This window comes from Propionispora vibrioides (assembly GCF_900110485.1).
Classification (GTDB): Bacteria; Bacillota; Negativicutes; order Propionisporales; family Propionisporaceae; genus Propionispora; species Propionispora vibrioides.
Map to the genome: position 1 here is coordinate 35598 of NZ_FODY01000021.1, position 18996 is coordinate 54593.

An 18996-nucleotide genomic window follows, 5' to 3' on the forward strand; every position below is an offset into this window, starting at 1 on the left:
GATGTTGATAGATACCCATATGCATACCCGTTATTCCACCGATTCGGAAATGACCCTGGCGGAGGCGATGGCGCGCTCGCAGGAGCTAGGCATCGGCATTACAATTACCGATCATATGGATTTGAACTATCCCAATCCGGGGGAGTTTGTTTTTGACCTGGGGGATTACTGCAGCGAGTATGGGCCTTACCGGAGTGAAAAGCTGCTGCTGGGTGTAGAGTTCGGTCTGCGCATGGATTGTTTGGAAGCGACGCGGGAACTGGCGGGGAGCTATCCGCTGGACTATATGATTGGCTCGATTCATGTGATTAATGACATTGATTTATACTGGGAATCCTTTTATCGCGGCCATAGCAAGCAGGAGGTCTATTCTCTTTATTTTGCCACCATGCTGGAATGTGTCAAAGCTCACGACTTTATTCACAGCCTGGCCCATATCGATTACATTTCCCGCTATGCCCGGTTTGCCGATACCCATGTCTACTATGACGAATTTAAGGAAGTCATTGATCCGGTGCTGGCGGTGCTGGCCGAGCGCGGGCAGGCTCTGGAGATCAATACCAAGCGGGTGCTGACACCGGAGTATATGGCGCTGTTGCTGCCGGTTTACCGGCGGTTTGCCGAGCTGGGCGGACGCCATGTAACCGTCGGTTCCGATGCTCACCGGGCCAGCGAAATCGGCCGGGATATGAAGACGGCTTTTGACTTTGCCGATTGCTGCGGTTTAAGACCGGTTTATTTCAAAACGGGAAAGCCGGAATACCAGGCTCGCGATTAAAGGCTCCGTTTACCGGATTCATTTATCGGGTATGATACATATCACATGGCTGATTGATGCAGATCACATTTTTTAGATAGAGAACCTGGTATGATAAGAGCAGATACAGGAGGATGATACTATGCTACCAACAGGTGCCAACCTACAGAAGATATGGAACGGAAAGAAAACCTACGCTGTCACGCCGCATATTCCGGGCGGCTTTGTGAAAGCCGACGCCTTACGCAAATATGCCGATGTGGCGGAAAAATATGGTGCTACCTTAAAACTGACCTCGGCGCAGCGCATTATGCTCACCGGCTTAAAGGCCGAGGACGTGGAGCAGGTTTGGGCCGATCTGGAAATGCAGCCGGCGATCGGCTTTGCCAATTGCGTGCGCAGTGTGAAAATATGTCCGGGCATCGCCTTTTGCAAGCGAGGCAAGCAGGACAGCATCAAGCTGGGGCTCGAACTGGATAAACGGTATCACAAGAAGGAAATGCCCTCCCGCATGAAAATGGGAGTGGCCGGCTGTCCCAACTCCTGTGCCGAAGTGTATGTAAAGGATGTCGGACTGCTGGCGACCGATGCGGGCTGGAATGTATATGTGGGCGGTAGCGCCGGCTCGCATCCCCGTCTGGCCGATTTGCTGATTGAGGACCTGACGGCGGAGGAAGCGCTGCACATAGTGGACATTATTGTGCGGTATTATCAAAAGAATGCCGATATTGAACGGGTTGGACAATTTATTGACCGGATTGGCTTAAAAAAATTCAAGGCCGATGTGCTGGCCGAATTCTACAAGGGCGTCAGCGAAACCACCGAACCGCTGGTCAGCCAGTCGGCTGCCGGAGAAAAAATCATTCCTGTGGCGGGCGGCCTGACCGAAGGGACGCTGGTACTGGGTGACAAGATCACCGCCGACAGCGTGATCAGCGATATTATCCGGGTGTATCCGCAAACGGTGCCTGTCTTCCGCTCATTTGGCATGGGCTGCCTGGGCTGTCCGTCCTCGACGGGGGAAGCGGTCCAGAAGGCGGCGGAAATCCATGGGATCAAGGTGGATGAAATTCTGGCGGCACTGAACAAGGTCATATAGTCTTTTTTACTACATTTATTACAGCAGGAGGAATACAGATGAGTGCATTTTTAGGACATATTCACTATTGGCTATACAATAAGATCCGCTTGGTTATCAACCGGGAGGAACTGGTCTTTGCCAAAGCCCAGGAAAGCTGCGGTGATACGGCAGAAGAACTGCGGGACCAGGTGTGGCAGACTTACGGGCAGCCGCTGCCTGATGCCGATCTGGGTGATTTGATTGAGCACGGCAATATTCATGGCTGGCTACAGCGGCAGATCAATCTGGCCGAATCGAGAGAAGCCGCCTTAATCAAGGAGTTGCTTGAGGTTTGCGGCGGTGACGCCGAGACGGTGATTCTCCGGGCTTTTGCCGAACATGGCGAGAGCTGCGGCCGTCATGCCGCCGAACAAAATAAATATGAAACCGACCGGGCCGACGGCATCTATCAGGCGCTGAATGATTACCTGCTGAACGGCATGCCCTGCGATCAGGCCGATGTCATGGTTGCGAGCAGCGCTGATCAGGTTATCTGGGAGAGCGGCACCTGTCTGCAGGAGCCTAACTGGAAACGGGTCGGCATCAGCGCAAAACCCATGAAAAAGTTATATCAGGAATGGACCCAAAACTTTGTCCGGGCCATGAACCCAGCCATGGAATACAGCCAGACTGCCGATACCGCTCAGGGCGGCGCCGTTAACCGCTACGAGATTAAACGGGTTTGATGGGCGACCTGGTGTCTTGTAACCCCTGAGACTAAATTGGCTGGCACGGAATTTTTCCAAGACTAGGGGAGTGACACGTTCATATTTCAACTAAAGGACGCAGGATACATTTTCATCTGCAAGGCGGAGGAGTGAGGCATAGCGCGGTTCCTACGCCGATTGACGACAACGACACAGATGGAAATGTAGACAAGTAATTTAGCGAAATGTGAATGGGCCACTACACTAGGGGAGTATGCTGACTGACGACAACGCAGTATTGTGGAAAATCTACCGCAAGAATAGTGCAGAATCAGGGTTACAAGGGACTAAAAAAGAATCGCTGAAACAGGAAAACAGCCACCAGGCTGTTTTTTTATGATTATTATGCAGTCTGTTGGGCGTGCACAAAATAATTCCGATGATTCCTTCCAAGATACGGATAAAACGAGTATAATAAAACATAGAAAGCGTAGATAATTGGCAAAAGAGAAATCTTTTTGTCGAATCACCGGCAGTAGGAGTCGGATTGCTTACTTTTTCTGGTGATTGTTCAGGCGGTGTCCGAAGTAAGCAGTTATGAAGTGATCATATAGATAACCTTATAAGCATTCTTTAGCAAACCTTTTTAAAGGAAGGGACGCAAAGCCATGGGTCTAAGGATGTAAATCTATGATAGCCAGGTTGCATAACGCACCGGCTTTTTTTGTTTTTTTACCAGCCGCGAGGGAAGCTTGTTCCCCATATGATAAGGAGATGGAAACATTGGCTGTAGGAAAATGTTCTTGTGGCAGCAAGCAGTATGAAGAGGTTGACATAACGCCGGCGGGGGCCCAGGAGAAGAGATCGTTCACCCGTTGCAAGCGCTGCGGCTTAGTTGTGGCGGGACAGGGAAACTGGCCGGAGGAAGAGGAGACCGGGCTGGTAAGCCATTGGGCAAGAGTCCTGCGGGATGGTATGGGCTCTATCCTGCGGGCATGATCGCCCGGATTTGGACAAGGGGACGGTTCAGGCGATTCTCATGAACTGCTGCAGAAATCAGTGGCCAGGGCAGCTTTGCCAGTGGGCAGGCTGAGTCTTAGTGTAGCAGGAAAACGGCAGCAAACAGGGAACTATTACTAGTGGTCCATTAACATGGGCCATGCTGTTAGTTTGAAAACATACCTGAAGCAAACGGATACTTAGCCTGTCTGTTTGTGCCGGACTTTTCCGGTCCGGCTGTGGTGGGGGCTGAATCAGCGGTTCCCCGGGAAAATCAAAGGAGATGGATAGCTTGGATATGCCTGCGATAATACAGGATGCGTTCAGCAGCGGTTTCTCGCTGCCGTCGGCGGCCAGCGCGGTGCCGGACATGACGCAGACAGTTGCTACAATAAAGGAAGTATGGGATGCACAAACTTTTTCCGACCTGGTCAGCGGACAGGTCCACGTACCGGATGATGTGATCAATCAGGCGCTGGCCTCAATGCTGGAGCCCGGCGGACCGGTTACGGAAATGAAGGTTACCTCGCTAAAAAACCACCAGCTTAGAATTGAAGCGAAGACGGCCAAGGAAGGGCGGGTCGTGCTGGTCTGCACGGTGGAGCAATTAGTACATAATCAGGATCAGTCGTTGCTAACACTGAAGGTAACCGATAAAAAGCTGCCGGACAAGCCTTTCGTGTCATGGATTTTTTCCCGGGTCAGTCTGGCGATGGTGAGCAAGGTTGTGGGACACCTGGATCCCTCTTACGGGTTAGATGTCAATATTCATGGGAATACTGTCACCATTGATTTTCGTCAGGCGCTATACAATTCCCGGCTTGGCAATTTGGAACTGTTCGGTTACCGGCCGGTGGATTATCTTACCGTGTATTCGCTTACGCCGCAGGACGGCTTTTCCGATATCAGCACTAACCTTGCGTTGCCGGAGCAGATAAAAACAATGATTAAAAATGTTTGGTTATAGGATGTGCTTTTAAATGAACGGAATGATTTATGGCACAAAAAGCGCTGTCAGGGGTCGTTTCGGATCGTTTACAAACACACCCTAAGACGGGAGGACAACCTGGTATGAAAAAAGTATTAACCATTGCCGGCTCGGATAGCAGCGGCGGCGCCGGCATCCAGGCCGACTTAAAAGCCTTTTCCGCGCAGGGCGTGTTCGGCATGAGTGTCATCACTGCCGTAACAGCGCAAAATACGCAGGGCGTACTGGCGGTGCAGGACATTGAGCCGGAAATCATCGCCAAGCAGATTGAAGCGATTTTCGAAGATATTGAGGTGGATGCCGTTAAAATAGGCATGGTTTCCCGGCCTGTCACCATCCATACCATTGCCGCCAAGCTGCGTCAGTACCAGGCGGTCAACGTGGTGGTCGACCCGGTCATGGTATCCAAAAGCGGCTATCATTTGCTGCAGCCGGAAGCCGAAGCAGCCCTGGTGCAGGAACTGCTGCCCCTGGCGGCACTGGTTACACCCAACATTCCCGAGGCGGAAGTGATTGCCGGGATGACTATTCATAATCTGACGGATATGGAGGAAGCCGCCCGGCGGATACACCGGCTGGGGGCGGCCTGCGTCCTGGTGAAGGGCGGTCATCTGCCGGATGACGCCACCGATATCCTGTACGACGGCAGTCACTTCGAATATTTGGCGGCCAAACGGATTGCCACCAAGAATACCCACGGCACCGGTTGTACATTATCTTCAGCGATTGCCGCCAATCTGGGCAAGGGCTGCACGGTGACCGAAGCGGTGAAACGGGCCAAGGCGTATATTACTATAGCCATTGAACATTCGCTGGCTATTGGCAAAGGGGTAGGGCCGACCCATCATTTTTACGAGTTATACCGGAAGGCGGGGCTGGAATGAACGCCATTGACTATTCTTTGTATCTGGTGACTGACCGCCGGCTGGTCGGCGGGAAGGACTTTTATCGGAGTTTGGAAGAAGCCCTGGCCGGTGGGGTAACGCTGCTGCAGCTTAGGGAAAAGGAAGCCTCGTCGGCCGAATTTTACCAGATTGCGCTTAAGGTCAAGGAAATCTGCGGCCGTTACGACGTGCCGCTCATTATTAATGACCGGCTGGATATTGCCCTGGCCGTTGATGCCGACGGACTGCACATTGGTCAGCAGGACCTGCCGCTGCCTGTGGCCAGAAGGCTGCTGGGCCGGGACAAGCTGATTGGTGTGTCGGCGACTACACTGGCCGAGGCGCAACTGGCCGAAGCAGGTGGTGCCGATTATCTGGGGATTGGGGCCATGTACCCGACAGGCACCAAAACGGATGCCCGGGCGGTGAGTCTGTCAGAACTGACCGCCATCCGGCAAAATGTAACCATTCCGGTTGTGGCGATCGGCGGGATTGGAACGGCCAATGTGACGGAAGTCATGGGTACCGGCATTGCCGGCGTCTCAGTTGTTTCAGCCATATTGGCCCAGGACGATGTCCGGGCGGCAGCGCAGCACCTGCGCCAGTTGATCATAACGGCATAATAACAAAAAGGCTGTTGCGCTAAAGCGTAACAGCCTTTTTAGTTCTGTTGGGGCAATGTCAAAAGAACGACAAGCTATTTTTCCTACATGCAGGCTGTTGTAAATAAAAGCATTTTTGCGACAGCCTCCTTTATGGCTACAGTTTGTTGACAAAGCGCTGGATTAAGGGATATTCATACAACTGTCCGTCAACCGCCCGGACGGCGGCGATGATCGAGGTGACAAGCAGTAACAGCCAGAAGATGGCCAGGACGGGCACCAGTAGAAAACCAATCAGCAAAGTGCATAATAAGCCGGTAATTGCCGAAAATACCAAAATAACCAGATGAGCCACCAGGGCTTGTTTGGCATGCTCGTAAACAAAGCGGTCCTCCCGTTTAAGCAGAAAGATCACCAGGGGAGCGACGATAAAACCCAGGCCGCCAAGCAGGTAGGCCAGATGGGATAATACAGCCAGCAGTTTTTGTTCGCCGGTAATATCGTTCATCGGAAAACACCTCCTAATTAGTTCCTATTCCCCAAGAATTAACGAAGTATGGCACAAAAAGTGCCGTCAGGGAACGTTTCGGATCGTTTGAAAACATACCCCGGGCGGAGCTGTTTACTATATAGTATGGCAAATTAGCCGCCGGTTGTATAGTGGTCTGTACAAAAAACGGCAATGCCGTGAGAACCCAGCGGCGGCGCGGCGACAAGACCTGCATATTTAGTGAGTATGCTGCATAAATAATTATTTTTATTTTTACTTAATTTATTATTGCACTTTCACCTGATTATGATAAAATCATATCGTTGCGTTTTAGCGCGTCGTACAATACGAAAGGTAGGAGAGGATAATGGAAAAAACATTCAAATTGTCCCAGACGGCAGTGGAAAGGCTGGCGGAGAGTTATGGGACGCCGCTCTTAATTCTGTCGTCAGAGCAGATTAAGCGAAATTACAATATGCTGGCAGAATATCTGCCGGGAGTACATCTGTATTATGCAGTTAAATCAAATCCTAATGAGACTATTGTCCGGACACTGGCAGAGCTAGGATCCTGCTTCGATGTGGCTTCAGATGGCGAGATGCAGGCGCTGACCGCCATGGGTATTGAACCGCATCGCATGGTTTATGCGAATCCTGTTAAGACGGCAGGCGGGCTGGCTACGGCCAGATGTACCGGTATAAATAAATTTACCTTTGACAGTGAAAGTGAAATTGGCAAGATGGCCAAGGCTGTGCCCGGCGGTGCGGTACTGCTCCGGATACGGGTGGACAACCCCAAGGCGTTGGTCGATTTGAATAAAAAGTTTGGTGCCCATCCCGATGATGCCCTGCGTTTGTTGCGGCTGGCCCGGGAGCAGGGACTGGATGTGGCCGGGCTATGCTTCCATGTTGGCAGCCAGTCGGTCAGCTCCGAAGCGTATTACGATGCGCTTAGAATTTGCCGCCGCTTATTTGATCAGGCGGCAGCCGAGGGCTTTAACCTGCGGGTCCTGGACATCGGCGGCGGGTTCCCCATCCCGGCCCTTAACGAAACAATTGATATTCCCGGCATTCTTACCGAAATCAACACGGGGGTCCAAAAATATTTCCCCCACACCGAAATTTGGGCTGAACCGGGCCGTTTTATCTGCGGCACAGCAATGAATCTTATCACCCGGGTCATTGGCACCCAGGAACGTAACCATCAGCAATGGTATTTCCTGGATGACGGCCTGTATGGAACTTTTTCGGCTGTGATTTTCGATCACTGGGAGTTTGAACTGGAAACCTTTAAAAAGGGTGAACTCATTCCGGCCACCTTTGCCGGTCCGAGCTGTGATTCCCTGGATATCATGTTCCGGGACAAGCTGACGCAGCGGCTGGAACTGGACGATCTTATCCTGGTGCCCAACTGTGGTTCCTATACTTCGGCTTCGGCTACCGTATTCAACGGTTTTGCCAAGACGCCGATCATTGTCTGGGAAGAAGTGCAGCACTTGTTTGATGCTTCCGAACAACTGGCGGCGGCCGTCTAACCGGCAGCCGGCTTACAATAAAGACGCGACGGTCTCTCCTGAGGGAGAAGCCGTCGCGTCTTTTTATGGTTTTTTTCTGGTGACGGAAGCTGCAGTTTCGTCGGGTAAAGCCGTCATAACCTGCTCCAGCACTGCCTGCCAGTCGCCGGTCCGGCACTGCCGGAAGAGGCGGGCCGAGGGATACCAGGGACTGTCCTGCCGTGCTAACTGCCAACGCCAGTCGGGATCGAGGGGCAATAAAATCCAGACTGGTTTGCCCAAGGCACCGGCCAGGTGGGCTACGGCGGAATCAACGGTGATCACCAGATCAAGCTGGCTGATTAAGCCGGCCGTTTCGGTGAAATCATTTAGTTCTGCCGAGACGTTAAGAATAGCCAAACCACTGTCGGTCAGATCCGCCGCCCGTTTGCCCACCTGCAGGCTGATCCAGTGAACCTGGGGATGCCGCTCCGGTAAAGTCCGGAAGACAGAAAACGGGATGGAACGGTTATGGTCGTTGTCATGCCGGGGATTGCCGGCCCAGACAATGCCGATTCTGGGATGGTCTGGTTTCAGGGCGGCAAGGCGCTTGCGCCATTTGGTTACTAATGTGGCCGGCGGTTTGAGATAGGGGATGACGGAGGGAATGCTTGCTTCTTCCGTGCCGAACCGATAGGGCAGGCTGTGGAGCGAGCAGGCAATATCGTACTCCTCCAGCGGAACCTGCCCCTCCGCATATACCGGACAGTCCAGGGAGTGAGCAAGCAGCCGCTGCAGGGGCGTTTGAACCACCACCCCGACAGTGGCTGCCAAACCGGTGAACAGTGTGGCATAGCGGATAAAATGCAGGGTGTCGCCAAAGCCCTGCTCGAAGAATAAAAGCAGGCGGCGATCGCTAATATCCTCTCCCTGCCAGGAGGGCAGAGGGGGCTGTGAATAGGTAAAGGCAATGAGGCGCTTTTCGTAATAATCCCAGCCGGGCAGGTAGCGGCCCTGGAGCAGGTAAAGGGTGCCGAGACCGAAAACCGCTTCCGCCGTTTTTGCCGGTGCCCCGTTTTGAATCGCCTGTTGGTAGTAGTCTTCAGCTTCTGCGTAGCGTTCCTGTTTACGGAGGATGAGAGCCAGCCGGCGCAAAAGGCCCGGCTTACCGGGATGATAGGTAAGGGCCCGGCGAAGGCAGGCTTCCGCTTCGTTGTGGCGGTTTAGTTTGTTTAAAACGGAAACTAAATTGGTTGCGGCCAGGACAAAGTCCGGTTTTAACGCAAGGGCCTGGTTCAAGTGGGTGACCGCCTCAACCGGACGGTTCAGCTCATGCAGGATGAGCCCCAGGTTGTTGTGAGCCTCGACATAATGGGGCTGCAACCCCAGCGCCGCTTGAAAACAGCTTAGGGCCTCCGGCAGCCGTCGCAGTTTCTGGTAGGTCAGCCCTAGATTATTGTGGGTGACAGGATTGCCCGGTTCCAGCTGGAGTGCCTGCTGAAAAGCCCTGACGGCCTCTTCCGGCAATTGGGCCTGTGAAAGAATGATGCCGCGATTATTGTAGGCCTCCGTATAATTGGGGCACACGGCAAGCGCCTGGTCCAGATAAAACTGCGCCCGGTGCAATTCGCCGGCTGCAGCCACGACCAAGGCCAGGTTGTTGTAGGCTTCGGCAAAGTCGGGTTTCCGGTCCAGGGCCATGGTAAAGCAGGTTTTAGCGCCGTCCGGGTGCTTGAGGGTATGAAGTACCAGGCCGAGCTGAAAATACGTATAAGGTGAGTCTGGGTTTAGTTTAGCGGCGCGGGATAGGGCATCGGCCGCTCCCTCCGGACGGTGACTGTCTTTTAGCAGCACTCCCAGCGTATAGAGAGCTTCGGCATAATCGGGTTTGAGGGCAAGCGCACGGCGCAGATGAACTTCGGCCTCATCCAGCCGTTTTTCCCGCTGAGCCAGCAGGCCCAGATTATAGTGGCCTTCCGGCCGGTCAGGGTATAGATGGATCAGATCTTGAAAAGCCTGCCGGGCTTCTTGCTGCTTACCGGCCAGGGCCAGAGTGATTCCCTCTTTCAGGTAGGTTTCAGGCAGCATGGTGTTCCTTCTTTCTGCAGACATAGATATACGACCTGTTTAGCATCTATCATATAGAGATAACCTTGGAATTTTATTTGGAAATGAGGGACTGTAAAATAGGCAGGTGACATAAAAGAAACAGGAAATAGAGGGATTTAATGGAATACAAAGAATATATTACAAGCAGTTTTGGTGCACATTTGTCAAAGTAGGCAAAAGTGCGGTTAAACCGGTACATTGTGTGATATCAAACCGGAAAAGGAGGAGCAGATTGCGAAGGATTGTTGCACTTATAAGTGGTTTTTTATTTTTGTTATTGGCTGTGAGCCCCGTGCTGGCAGAACCGGCCGGTCCGGCGGGAGTGCCGGGATTGGGGCAGGTTGCGGAGGGCCATGCCTATCTGCCCAAGGGTATCAAGCTGCAGGCCCGGTTGTTGGGCACGTTGGACTCGAAAACCAGTAAGCCGGGAGATAAGTTTTCATTTAAGCTTTTGCAGAACGTGATTATTGCCGATACCGTGATTATCGCGCAAGGGACGACCGGCGAGGGCATCGTAAAAACTGTAAAGCGGGCAGGCTTGTTTGGCCGGGGAGGTATGATTGAATTGGAAGGCGTCGGCCTTAAGACCGTTAACGGCATTCAAGTCCCGGTAACCCTGCGGCAGCGCAGTGCTGACGGCGGGCACACGGCGGATTTGGATTGGTATGATGATGCATCCAGCGCCACCCCGGCCTTAACTGTTGGTGTCATGAGCGGCATCACGAGCGGTTCGGAGGTGCAAATCGGTGCCGGCACCAAATTGATTTTGGAGTTACCCTATGCTGTAGATCTGCAGGTCACGCCGGAACAGTTGCGGGAGCAAACGGAGCCGCCGGCACCGGAAGCGGCGGAACCCATAAAACCGGAGCTTGTTAATTAGCCCTTTTTATAGCAAGATCATCTTTCGGTTTGTTTGTAAAATAACCGAAATGTCCCCTGACGGTGCTGGCGCAAATCTCTCGCCATGATTCCGTTAATTTACAAGCAGCCTTAGTCAGAAAAGGAGAAGTTGTCGATGAAAAAGATTTTTATGTTCGTTTTGTTTATTATGCTGACGGTTTCACTGGTGAGTGCCAATCCAAGTCAGGAGCCGGCCAATGCCGGTGTTACGGAAGTGTTGCCTGGTCATGCCTATGTTCCCCGGGGAACGATGATACCCTGCGAACTGTTGACGGAGGTCAGTTCCGGCAAGAATAAGGCCGGTGATAAAATTAACTTTAAGGTGCTGGAGGATGTTGCCGTAGGTAACGTCATCGTCATTGCCAAGGGAACCACCGGCGAAGGCTATGTTAAAACCGCCAAGAAGGCCGGCCTGTTTGGCAAGGGCGGCTCCATTCAGTTGGATGCAACGAATGTAAACACCGCCAGCGGGATAGAAGTTCCTTTAACGATGGATGTTTCTAAAATAGGCGGCGATCATTCGGTGGAAATAAATTATAACAATTCCATTGCTGGGGCCGCGATATCCAGCTTATTTCCGGGCAGCAATCAGAAAATTGCCGCAGGTACCAAGTTAACGGTGTTTGTGCCGGTTAATGTGGACTTGCAGATGAAACCTGAGCAATTACCTACTAGCAGCAAAGAGGGGGCGGCCGCTCAGCCTGGTAAGGCTGTGTTTGTCCAAACGGCTCCGGTGACCGATATTGCCGTAGCGGCCGGTGATGCCTGGTTCTATGAGGGAAGTAAAGGGACGATTCATGTTACCATTGATGAAATCGGGAAAAAGACAATCAAGGGAAAAATTTCGTCCAGCGGTCCAGGCTTGCTGACCTTTGAACAGGCCTATGAGACCGCCAAGAGCAATCAGTATTTTTCCTTTAAGGCCAAAGACAAGGAGAAGGGAAAAAGCTATATGGTGCAGCTTTACGTGAGAGCCGATAATACCGTACAGTACACCATCACCGATTCGCCCAAGGCTGATCAGGAATCGGTCATTTTGGTAAAACAACCGGGCAAAAAATTTTAGGGGAACCGCTGATTCAATGAGCCTGCCGGTCTGGCGGAAAAGATCCGCCAGGCCGCATAGCGCCAAGTAATCACTGGCTCATTAGCGTAAAGCCTTACTATCCTGCTGATAGGATAGTAAGGCTTTTTTTGCGCGGCCTGCGAAGCTACCCCGTTTGCTCAGCAGCCGGCCAGATGATACAATACTTGTAAAAGGCAATAAAAAAACAAAGATTTGGTAATTATCTATACAGCGAGAGAGGATGATGACAAATGAACTATACGCCAGTGGCAGAAATAGAAGGAAGAGTTAGGAAGTTTCAGGCGAAGCTGGCCGCTCAGGAGATGGATGGCGCATTGCTCCTGTTAAACGCCGATCTGTATTACTTTACCGGTACGGTGCAAAATTCGTTTTTATATATCCCGGCCGGCGGCGAGCCGGTACTCATGGTCAGACGCAGTGTCAGCCGGGGACGGACGGAATCACCGTTGAAGAACATTGTGCCCATCAGAAGTCCGAAGGAAATGCCGGATATTCTTGCTTCCTTCGGCTATCGGGATAGTAAGCGCATCGGCATGGAGCTGGATGTACTGCCCTTTAACCTTTACCAGACCTACAGAAAGCTGTTTCCCCAGGCGGAGCTTAGCGATGTTTCGCCGCTCATTAAGGAAATCCGCGCCATTAAGTCGCCCCATGAGATCGGCCTTCTCCGGCAGGCTCTGCAGGTGGTGGACAAGGCATTTCAAGCTGTGCCGGCTTTTTTAAAGGAAGGTATGACCGAGCTGGAAGCGGCGGCTTTATTTGAAGCCGAACTGCGGCAACGGGGCTATGCGGGCTGCTGCAAAATGAGATCGTTTAACCAGGAGTTCTTTTACGGCAATGTCTGCAGCGGCAGCAGTGGCTTTGATCCCAGCTTCTTTGACGGGCCGGTGGGCGGTTCGGGGGCGTGCCCTTCCCATCCCCAGGGAGCCGGCTGGAAAAAGATCAGCCGCAATGAAGTGGTGTATATTGACTATACCTCGCTTATCGAGGGCTATACGGGCGATCAGTCGCGGGTGTTCTGTATCGGTGAACTGAGTCCGCAACTGGTCAAAGCTTTTGAGGCGGCGCTTACCATTCAAAAAGCAGTGCTGGCCAGCATGAAGCCGGGGACTCTGGCGGAAGAACCGTATCTTTTAGCGCTTAAGCTGGCCGAGGAACTGGGCTACAAGGATCATTTCATGGGCTATAAAGATCACCAGGTTAAGTTCCTGGGCCATGGTATCGGTCTGGAACTGGATGAATGGCCGATTTTTGCCAAAGGGATGAAGACACCGCTGCAGCCGGGCATGACGTTCGCCCTGGAGCCTAAATTCGTCTTCCCCGAAGGGGCTATCGGCACCGAGAACAGCTTTGTCATGACGGATACAGGACCGGAGTATCTGAGTGTTACACCGGAAGTGATTACTTATTTGCCCTAATAGGAGCTGAATACTATGATTGAGGGAATCAGCCACATTACTTTCATTGTCAAGGACCTGGCAAAGGCTACGGAGTTTTTTGAAAAGATATTTGATGCAAAAGAGGTCTACTCCAGTGGAGATGATACCTTTTCGTTGTCACGGGAAAAGTTTTTCCTGATTCACGATCAATGGATCGCCGTGATGGAGGGAGAAGCGCTGCCGGTGCGCAGCTATAACCATATGGCTTTTAAAATCGCCGAAGACGATGTGGAACTGTATCAGGCGCGGATTCAAGCATTGGGGCTGGAATGCCGGGCGCCCAGGCCGCGGGTACCGGGAGAAGGCCAGTCGATTTACTTTTATGATTTCGACAATCATTTATTTGAGCTGCATACCGGGACGCTGGCGGAACGGCTGGCACGTTACCGGCAGGAAAATCGGATTACGGCAGGCGACAGCGGTGGACCTGCTGAGGGAAATAAAATATGAATAAACCTCCGGCGCTTTGCCCGCCTGCCTGTTGAGGGCAGGACGGGCGAATTGTTTTTCTTGAGTAGGCGCATATTCCATTTGTTTACATAGTATATAGTAGGTTGCTATTACTATTAGGTAAAGGAGTAGGGATATGAGATTAAAAGGACATGGTTTGAATTTTACCGGCGGCGTCAGTCTGTCGGTGGTATTAACCGACGGCAGCACGATTCAGGGGACGTTCTTAGGCATCATTGACCCGCAGAGCAATAACTTTGGTTGCTCCCAGACGTTGTCCGCCAACAATGGCCTTTCGCCGCTGATTGGCTCCCTGTCGCCGTTTATCAATGTGTCCGGCGCCGATGAGTTTTTGGTTATCCAGTTGACTTGCTCGTTTGGCAGCTTCCTGCCGGGTAATTTGGTGGCTATTAATGCCAGAAACATTGCGGCCATTGGCCCCAATTCCGGCACTTGCGTTGTCTGAAACGGAGCAAAGCCCTGGCTGGCGAGACATGGTTTCGCCGGTCAGGGCCTATTTTTTTCGCCAAAGATAATACGGTGCTGTAACAGTCCATGGTATAATAATACTGGTGATGAAGATGAGCATATTAAAAAACGACTGGCAGGAACTGCTGGAAGAAGAGTTTAACCAGGAGTATTACCTGCAGTTAAGACAATGGTTAATCAGAGAATATCAAACCAAGCGAATCTATCCTGACAAATACGATATTTTTAATGCCCTTCATTTCACGGCGTACCGGGATGTAAAGGTGGTCATTTTAGGACAAGACCCCTATCATGGACCGAACCAGGCCCATGGCCTTAGCTTCTCCGTTAAGCCGGGGATTGTTCCGCCGCCTTCGCTTTTGAATATCTATAAAGAACTGCAGGACGATCTAGGGTGCTACATACCGAATAACGGGTATTTGAAAAAGTGGGCCGAGCAGGGAGTGCTGCTGCTAAACACCGTTCTAACAGTAATAGCCGGTCAGGCGGCTTCCCACAAGAGCCGTGGCTGGGAGATGTTCACCGATAAAGTGATTCGCCTCTTAAACGACCGTACCGATCCGCTGGTGTTTATCCTCTGGGGCAGCCATGCCCAGTCGAAACGGGCGCTGATTACTAATCCCCGCCATCGGATTCTGGCTTCCCCCCATCCCAGTCCCCTGTCGGCTACCAAGGGTTTCTTTGGAAGCAAGCCCTTTTCCAAGACTAATCAGCTTTTGGTGTCCATGGGCAAGACGCCGATTGACTGGCAGATTGAAAATCTGGGGAACCGCTGAGGGTTGATGACCGCTTTTTCCGGGGATAGTTTCACCTTGTACAGGTGCTGCATATAATACAGTAGACCTGTTATGAAAAGAGGTGATTCCATGAACAGACACTGGATCAGGCATTTCCCTCACCCCGGCTATGGCTACGGTTATCCATACTATGCCCGGCCGATGCTGACCGAGCAACTGATAGGCCGTAGAACCGATTCCAAGTCAATGGACATTTGTATTGTTGTCCCCCGCCGCCGGCCTGCCATTGAACAGGTCATCGAGGCCTATGTGCACCGGTTGCGGGTTACCTGTGTAGACGTGGTGATGAATGAAGTCATTGTCCGCGGCCATTTCGATGTGAAGCTGTTATATGTTGGCTGTGTGCCCAGCCAGTCGGTACACGCCGTGGCATCGCGGCGCGTCCGGTTTACTGCCGCCGTATATGTGCCGGGAGCCTGTTATGGCATGACAGCTACGGCTCGGGTATATGCGGATTATGTCGATGCGGACTGTGATTACTGGCGGAATTACTGCGAAGAAGATGACAGTGAGATACCGTATCTGTATGAATATGATGACTGGTTGCGGCACAAATGCTGTACCCGGCGGTGCAACGTCAGCATCTCGCTGGGCATCACAGCCAGCGTGTTTGGCAACAGACCTTTGTGGCCGCAGATTCCCCCGTCAATGCCGTACCATCCGAAGGGATAAGAACACAAATCCGGTATACGCTTTGCAAGCAGCGTATACCGGATTTTTTCTTGCTTAAAACGTCGTAGCAGGCAAGGGGGAGTGCGGCGCGGTTTTAAATTATTCCAGTTCTGACGGCGCTTCTTATGCCATTATTTCGCCCCTATGTTGTCTCGTCTGGCGCAAGAATCACTCGTTATGAATCATTCCGCTAGTTTGAAAACACGCTCTGGCTGATAAGGGAATGACGCCGCCGGCTTTGGAATATACAAGTAAAGAGGTGAGTGCGGTATGCGGCGTGGTATTGTGCTGAAACGGGCATGGCGAATTGCCAGGGCTTTCTGGTTGTCCGAAGAAAAGTGGGCGGCCTGGAGGCTGCTCCTGGTGGTTGTGGTGTTGAATCTGGGAACCGTATATATTTCGACGCGGATTAACGTATGGCACAGCGCCTTTTATCAGTCTATTCAGAGCTATGATGAACAGGGCTTTATTCATTCCATTATCACCTTTTGTGTATTGTCGCTGATATTGGTTGTACTGCGGGGTTATCAACTGTACGCCCGCATGCTGCTGCATATTCGTTGGCGGCGTTGGCTGACCAAGGAATATTTGTCGCACTGGCTGCAGGGGCAGACCTATTACCGGCTCCAATTGCTGGCAGGGAATGAGGCGGATAACCCGGACCAGCGGATCAGCGAAGACGTGGAACAGTTCGTTCAGCTTACGCTCCGGTTGTCGCTTGATCTCCTGCAGGATCTGGTCACCGTATCGTCGTTTGTCTATATTTTATGGAACCTGTCAGGCGTGTTAACGCTACGGCTGGGTGATACGGTCATCCCCGTTTACGGGTATCTGGTGTGGATGGCCTTTCTCTACGCCGGCGCCGGTACCTATTGGACCGTCAAGCTGGGGCGGCCGTTGGTGCGGCTTGATTATGACCAGCAGCGTTTTGAGGCCGATTTTCGGTTTTTCCTGTCCCGCCTGCGGGAAAATGCTGAAAGCATCGCCTTTTACCAGGGCGAGCGTCAGGAAGAACTGCATGCCCTGGGTAAATTCCGGTACATTATGGATAATTTCCTGCAGATTCGCAGTGTGCGCCGCAAACTGCTGTGGCTGACCAGCGGCTACTCGCAGACGGCGGTGATTTTTGCCGTGCTGGTGGCCGCTCCCCGCTATTTCAGCAATCAGATCCATCTGGGACAGATGTTTCAGATTGCCGATGCTTATGGCCATGTGCAAAGCGGCTTTTCCTTTGTGGTCGACAGCTTTACGCGGCTGGCTCAGTGGCGGGCAGTCATTAACCGGCTCAATCATTTTCTGGTGTATATGGAGCTGGTACATATGGCGCCATCTGCCTATGAGCGGATCGAACGGACGCAGGGATCGCAAGCCGGTTTTGCCATCGACGCGCTGGACGTCCAGAAGCCGGACGGCCAGCTTTTGGTGCGACAGCTCACGGCTATGTTCAAGCCAGGCGACCGGGTGCTGATCAGCGGTCCGTCGGGCTGTGGCAAAAGTACGCTGCTGCGGACTTTGACGGGAATCTGGCCTTATGCTGCCGGACACATCGGGCAGCCCCGGGCGGCGGCCGTCATGTTTATTCCGCAAAAATCGTATATGCCGATCGGCACGCTGCGCCAGGCACTGCTTTATCCGGGAACAGCAAGGACGGTCAACGGGCAGGAACTGGCAGCGATGCTGGAGCTGTGCCGCCTGTCGCATTTAAGCGGGCGCCTGGAGGAGGTGCTGGAGTGGGATAAGGTGCTGTCACTGGGCGAGCAGCAACGGGTAGCCTTTGCCCGGGTGCTGCTGCAAAGGCCCGACTGGCTGTTCCTGGACGAGGCGACCTCCGCCCTGGATGAGGAAACCGAGCGGTTTATGTACGAGACAGTCGGAAGGCGGCTGCCGCGAACCACCCTGATCAGTGTCGGCCACCGCCGGACTCTGCTGACTTATCACAGGCGCCGGCTGGAACTGGACGGACGGGGTGGCTGGCGTTTAAGTGCCATAGGGCCCTGAACAGGCAACCCGGCAAACAGAAAGAAGGCGGTCCCTGGCCGGCCTACAGTTCCAGCGCCGCCGGTTCCACCCGGGTTATGCCGGGCAGCCGGGCCAAGTCTTCCACCAGACGGAAGAGGGCCAGGTCCTTTTGCTTAGCCTCCACCATGATGTCAATGTCTTGGCCGCAGTCTTTGGCTACGGCGAGAAATTCAGTCAGATCGGCGGCATTGACAAAATCGGCATGGCTGCGAAAGTCCTTGGCGCTTTTTGGACTGGATATATGAATTTTGGGCCGGTTGCCCTGCCAGGTGGCTACGATGTCCGGCCAGAGCTTAGCCAACGGTGTATCGCAGGGCAGACAGGCGTGATGGTGGACATCGAGTATCATAGGACAGCCTGTCTTACGGCAGAGGGCCAACACGTCGGCCGCATGGTAGCTCTTGTCGTCGTTTTCCAGCATAAGCCGTTGCCCGAGGGTTGCCGGCAGCCGGGTGTATTGTTGGATAAAGCGGTCCATTGCCGCAGCCTTGTCTTTATACAGACCACCGATATGCAGGACAAGCTGTGGCCCCGGCGGCAGTCTCATGGCGTCAAACAGGCGGGCATGGTATTCGAGATCCTGCAGTGAGGCTGTCAGGACTTCAGGTTGCGGGCTGTTGAGCAGGGTAAAATGATCGGGATGGGCGCTTACCCGCAGGCCGGTCTGGCGGATGTAGTCGCCCAACTCTTCCCATTGCGGCCGGTATTCCTCAATATAGTCCCAGCCGGCCGTTAGTGGATGGGTGGCTAAAGGGACTGTCTTAGAGGTGAAACGGTAAAGATGGATTTGATTTTTGGCATTGTAGCGCAGCACGCGCAGCGTGGTTTCCAGGTTTTCCCGCAGGATGCGCCGCAGACGGTGCAGGCGTCCTACCGGGTCAGTGATTTTCTCCAGTACTTTTACAGTAACCGTTTTATTAGGCGAGCCCTGAGGCACATCCAGGGCTATGGCGACATATCCAAAGCGAAGCAGCATATAGGATCCTCCCTGTTTATAGTCGGTTTGGGGTAGTAAGCGGTTTTATAGCAGCCGTATTTTGTTGAGCAGTTGGTAA

19 protein-coding genes and 1 riboswitch are annotated in these 18996 nt (G+C 52.7%); of the genes, 16 read left to right on the plus strand and 3 right to left on the minus strand.

Going from position 1 to position 18996, the window contains the following annotated elements:
- The first annotated feature begins 1 nt into the window (after position 1).
- The 7 genes from BMW43_RS15180 (at position 2) to thiE (ending at position 6018) form a co-directional block, all read left to right on the plus strand.
- Complete coding sequence (locus BMW43_RS15180; protein ID WP_091749410.1) at positions 2-778, plus strand: histidinol phosphate phosphatase; 777 nt, start codon at positions 2-4, stop codon at positions 776-778.
- 121 nt (positions 779-899) lie between these two features.
- Positions 900-1856, plus strand: a complete 957-nt coding sequence (locus BMW43_RS15185; RefSeq protein WP_091749413.1) for a ferredoxin-like domain-containing protein — start codon at positions 900-902, stop codon at positions 1854-1856.
- Between the two features lie 38 nt (positions 1857-1894).
- Positions 1895-2563, plus strand: coding sequence for a hypothetical protein (locus BMW43_RS15190; RefSeq protein WP_091749416.1), 669 nt, complete (start codon positions 1895-1897; stop codon positions 2561-2563).
- A gap of 586 nt (positions 2564-3149) precedes the next feature.
- Positions 3150-3234, plus strand: a riboswitch (cyclic di-GMP riboswitch).
- Positions 3235-3307: 73 nt separating this feature from the next.
- Positions 3308-3523, plus strand: coding sequence for a hypothetical protein (locus BMW43_RS15195; RefSeq protein ID WP_091749419.1), 216 nt, complete (start codon positions 3308-3310; stop codon positions 3521-3523).
- A gap of 298 nt (positions 3524-3821) precedes the next feature.
- Positions 3822-4490: a hypothetical protein gene (locus BMW43_RS15200; protein ID WP_143050636.1), complete on the plus strand. Its 669-nt coding sequence runs from the start codon at positions 3822-3824 to the stop codon at positions 4488-4490.
- Positions 4491-4594: 104 nt separating this feature from the next.
- Positions 4595-5395, plus strand: coding sequence for a bifunctional hydroxymethylpyrimidine kinase/phosphomethylpyrimidine kinase (gene thiD / locus BMW43_RS15205; RefSeq protein ID WP_091749425.1), 801 nt, complete (start codon positions 4595-4597; stop codon positions 5393-5395).
- A complete protein-coding gene (gene thiE, locus BMW43_RS15210; protein ID WP_091749428.1) occupies positions 5392-6018 on the plus strand; it encodes a thiamine phosphate synthase in 627 nt (208 codons plus the stop codon). Before thiD ends, thiE begins: the two co-directional genes overlap by 4 nt.
- Before the next feature lie 136 nt (positions 6019-6154).
- Here thiE and BMW43_RS15215 read toward each other — a convergent pair whose 3' ends face one another.
- A complete protein-coding gene (locus tag BMW43_RS15215) occupies positions 6155-6505 on the minus strand; it encodes a DUF4870 domain-containing protein (RefSeq protein ID WP_091749430.1) in 351 nt (116 codons plus the stop codon).
- A 349-nt stretch (positions 6506-6854) separates the two neighbouring features.
- Here BMW43_RS15215 and BMW43_RS15220 point away from each other — a divergent pair, with 349 nt between their 5' ends.
- Complete coding sequence (locus tag BMW43_RS15220; RefSeq protein WP_091749433.1) at positions 6855-8021, plus strand: type III PLP-dependent enzyme; 1167 nt, start codon at positions 6855-6857, stop codon at positions 8019-8021.
- Positions 8022-8084: 63 nt separating this feature from the next.
- On the opposite strand, the gene BMW43_RS15225 is transcribed toward BMW43_RS15220, so the two are convergent.
- Positions 8085-10091: a tetratricopeptide repeat protein gene (locus tag BMW43_RS15225; RefSeq protein ID WP_091749436.1), complete on the minus strand. Its 2007-nt coding sequence runs from the start codon at positions 10089-10091 to the stop codon at positions 8085-8087.
- Between the two features lie 229 nt (positions 10092-10320).
- On the opposite strand from BMW43_RS15225, the gene BMW43_RS15230 reads away from it, so the two are divergent.
- The 8 genes from BMW43_RS15230 to BMW43_RS15265 all read left to right on the plus strand — a co-directional run bounded on the left by BMW43_RS15230 (position 10321) and on the right by BMW43_RS15265 (position 17920).
- Positions 10321-10968, plus strand: a complete 648-nt coding sequence (locus tag BMW43_RS15230; RefSeq protein WP_091749439.1) for a hypothetical protein — start codon at positions 10321-10323, stop codon at positions 10966-10968.
- A 135-nt stretch (positions 10969-11103) separates the two neighbouring features.
- The gene (locus BMW43_RS15235; protein ID WP_091749442.1) at positions 11104-12054 is read left to right on the plus strand and encodes a TraB/TrbI/VirB10 family type IV secretion system protein; all 951 of its coding nucleotides are present in this window, start codon (positions 11104-11106) and stop codon (positions 12052-12054) included.
- 251 nt (positions 12055-12305) lie between these two features.
- Positions 12306-13493, plus strand: a complete 1188-nt coding sequence (locus tag BMW43_RS15240) for a M24 family metallopeptidase (protein ID WP_091749445.1) — start codon at positions 12306-12308, stop codon at positions 13491-13493.
- A 15-nt stretch (positions 13494-13508) separates the two neighbouring features.
- A complete protein-coding gene (gene fosX / locus BMW43_RS15245; RefSeq protein ID WP_091749448.1) occupies positions 13509-13964 on the plus strand; it encodes a FosX/FosE/FosI family fosfomycin resistance hydrolase in 456 nt (151 codons plus the stop codon).
- Between the two features lie 136 nt (positions 13965-14100).
- Positions 14101-14430: a hypothetical protein gene (locus tag BMW43_RS15250; protein WP_091749451.1), complete on the plus strand. Its 330-nt coding sequence runs from the start codon at positions 14101-14103 to the stop codon at positions 14428-14430.
- Positions 14431-14545: 115 nt separating this feature from the next.
- Entirely contained in the window at positions 14546-15229 is a 684-nt protein-coding gene (locus tag BMW43_RS15255) for a uracil-DNA glycosylase (protein ID WP_091749455.1), read from the plus strand.
- Positions 15230-15319: 90 nt separating this feature from the next.
- Positions 15320-15922 (plus strand): DUF3794 domain-containing protein, encoded by a 603-nt coding sequence (locus BMW43_RS15260; RefSeq protein WP_177173619.1) that lies wholly within the window; start codon positions 15320-15322, stop codon positions 15920-15922.
- Positions 15923-16192: 270 nt separating this feature from the next.
- A complete protein-coding gene (locus tag BMW43_RS15265) occupies positions 16193-17920 on the plus strand; it encodes an ABC transporter ATP-binding protein/permease (protein ID WP_091749461.1) in 1728 nt (575 codons plus the stop codon).
- Between the two features lie 43 nt (positions 17921-17963).
- Here BMW43_RS15265 and uvsE read toward each other — a convergent pair whose 3' ends face one another.
- Positions 17964-18917, minus strand: a complete 954-nt coding sequence (gene uvsE, locus BMW43_RS15270; protein ID WP_091749464.1) for a UV DNA damage repair endonuclease UvsE — start codon at positions 18915-18917, stop codon at positions 17964-17966.
- Positions 18918-18996: the final 79 nt, after the last annotated feature.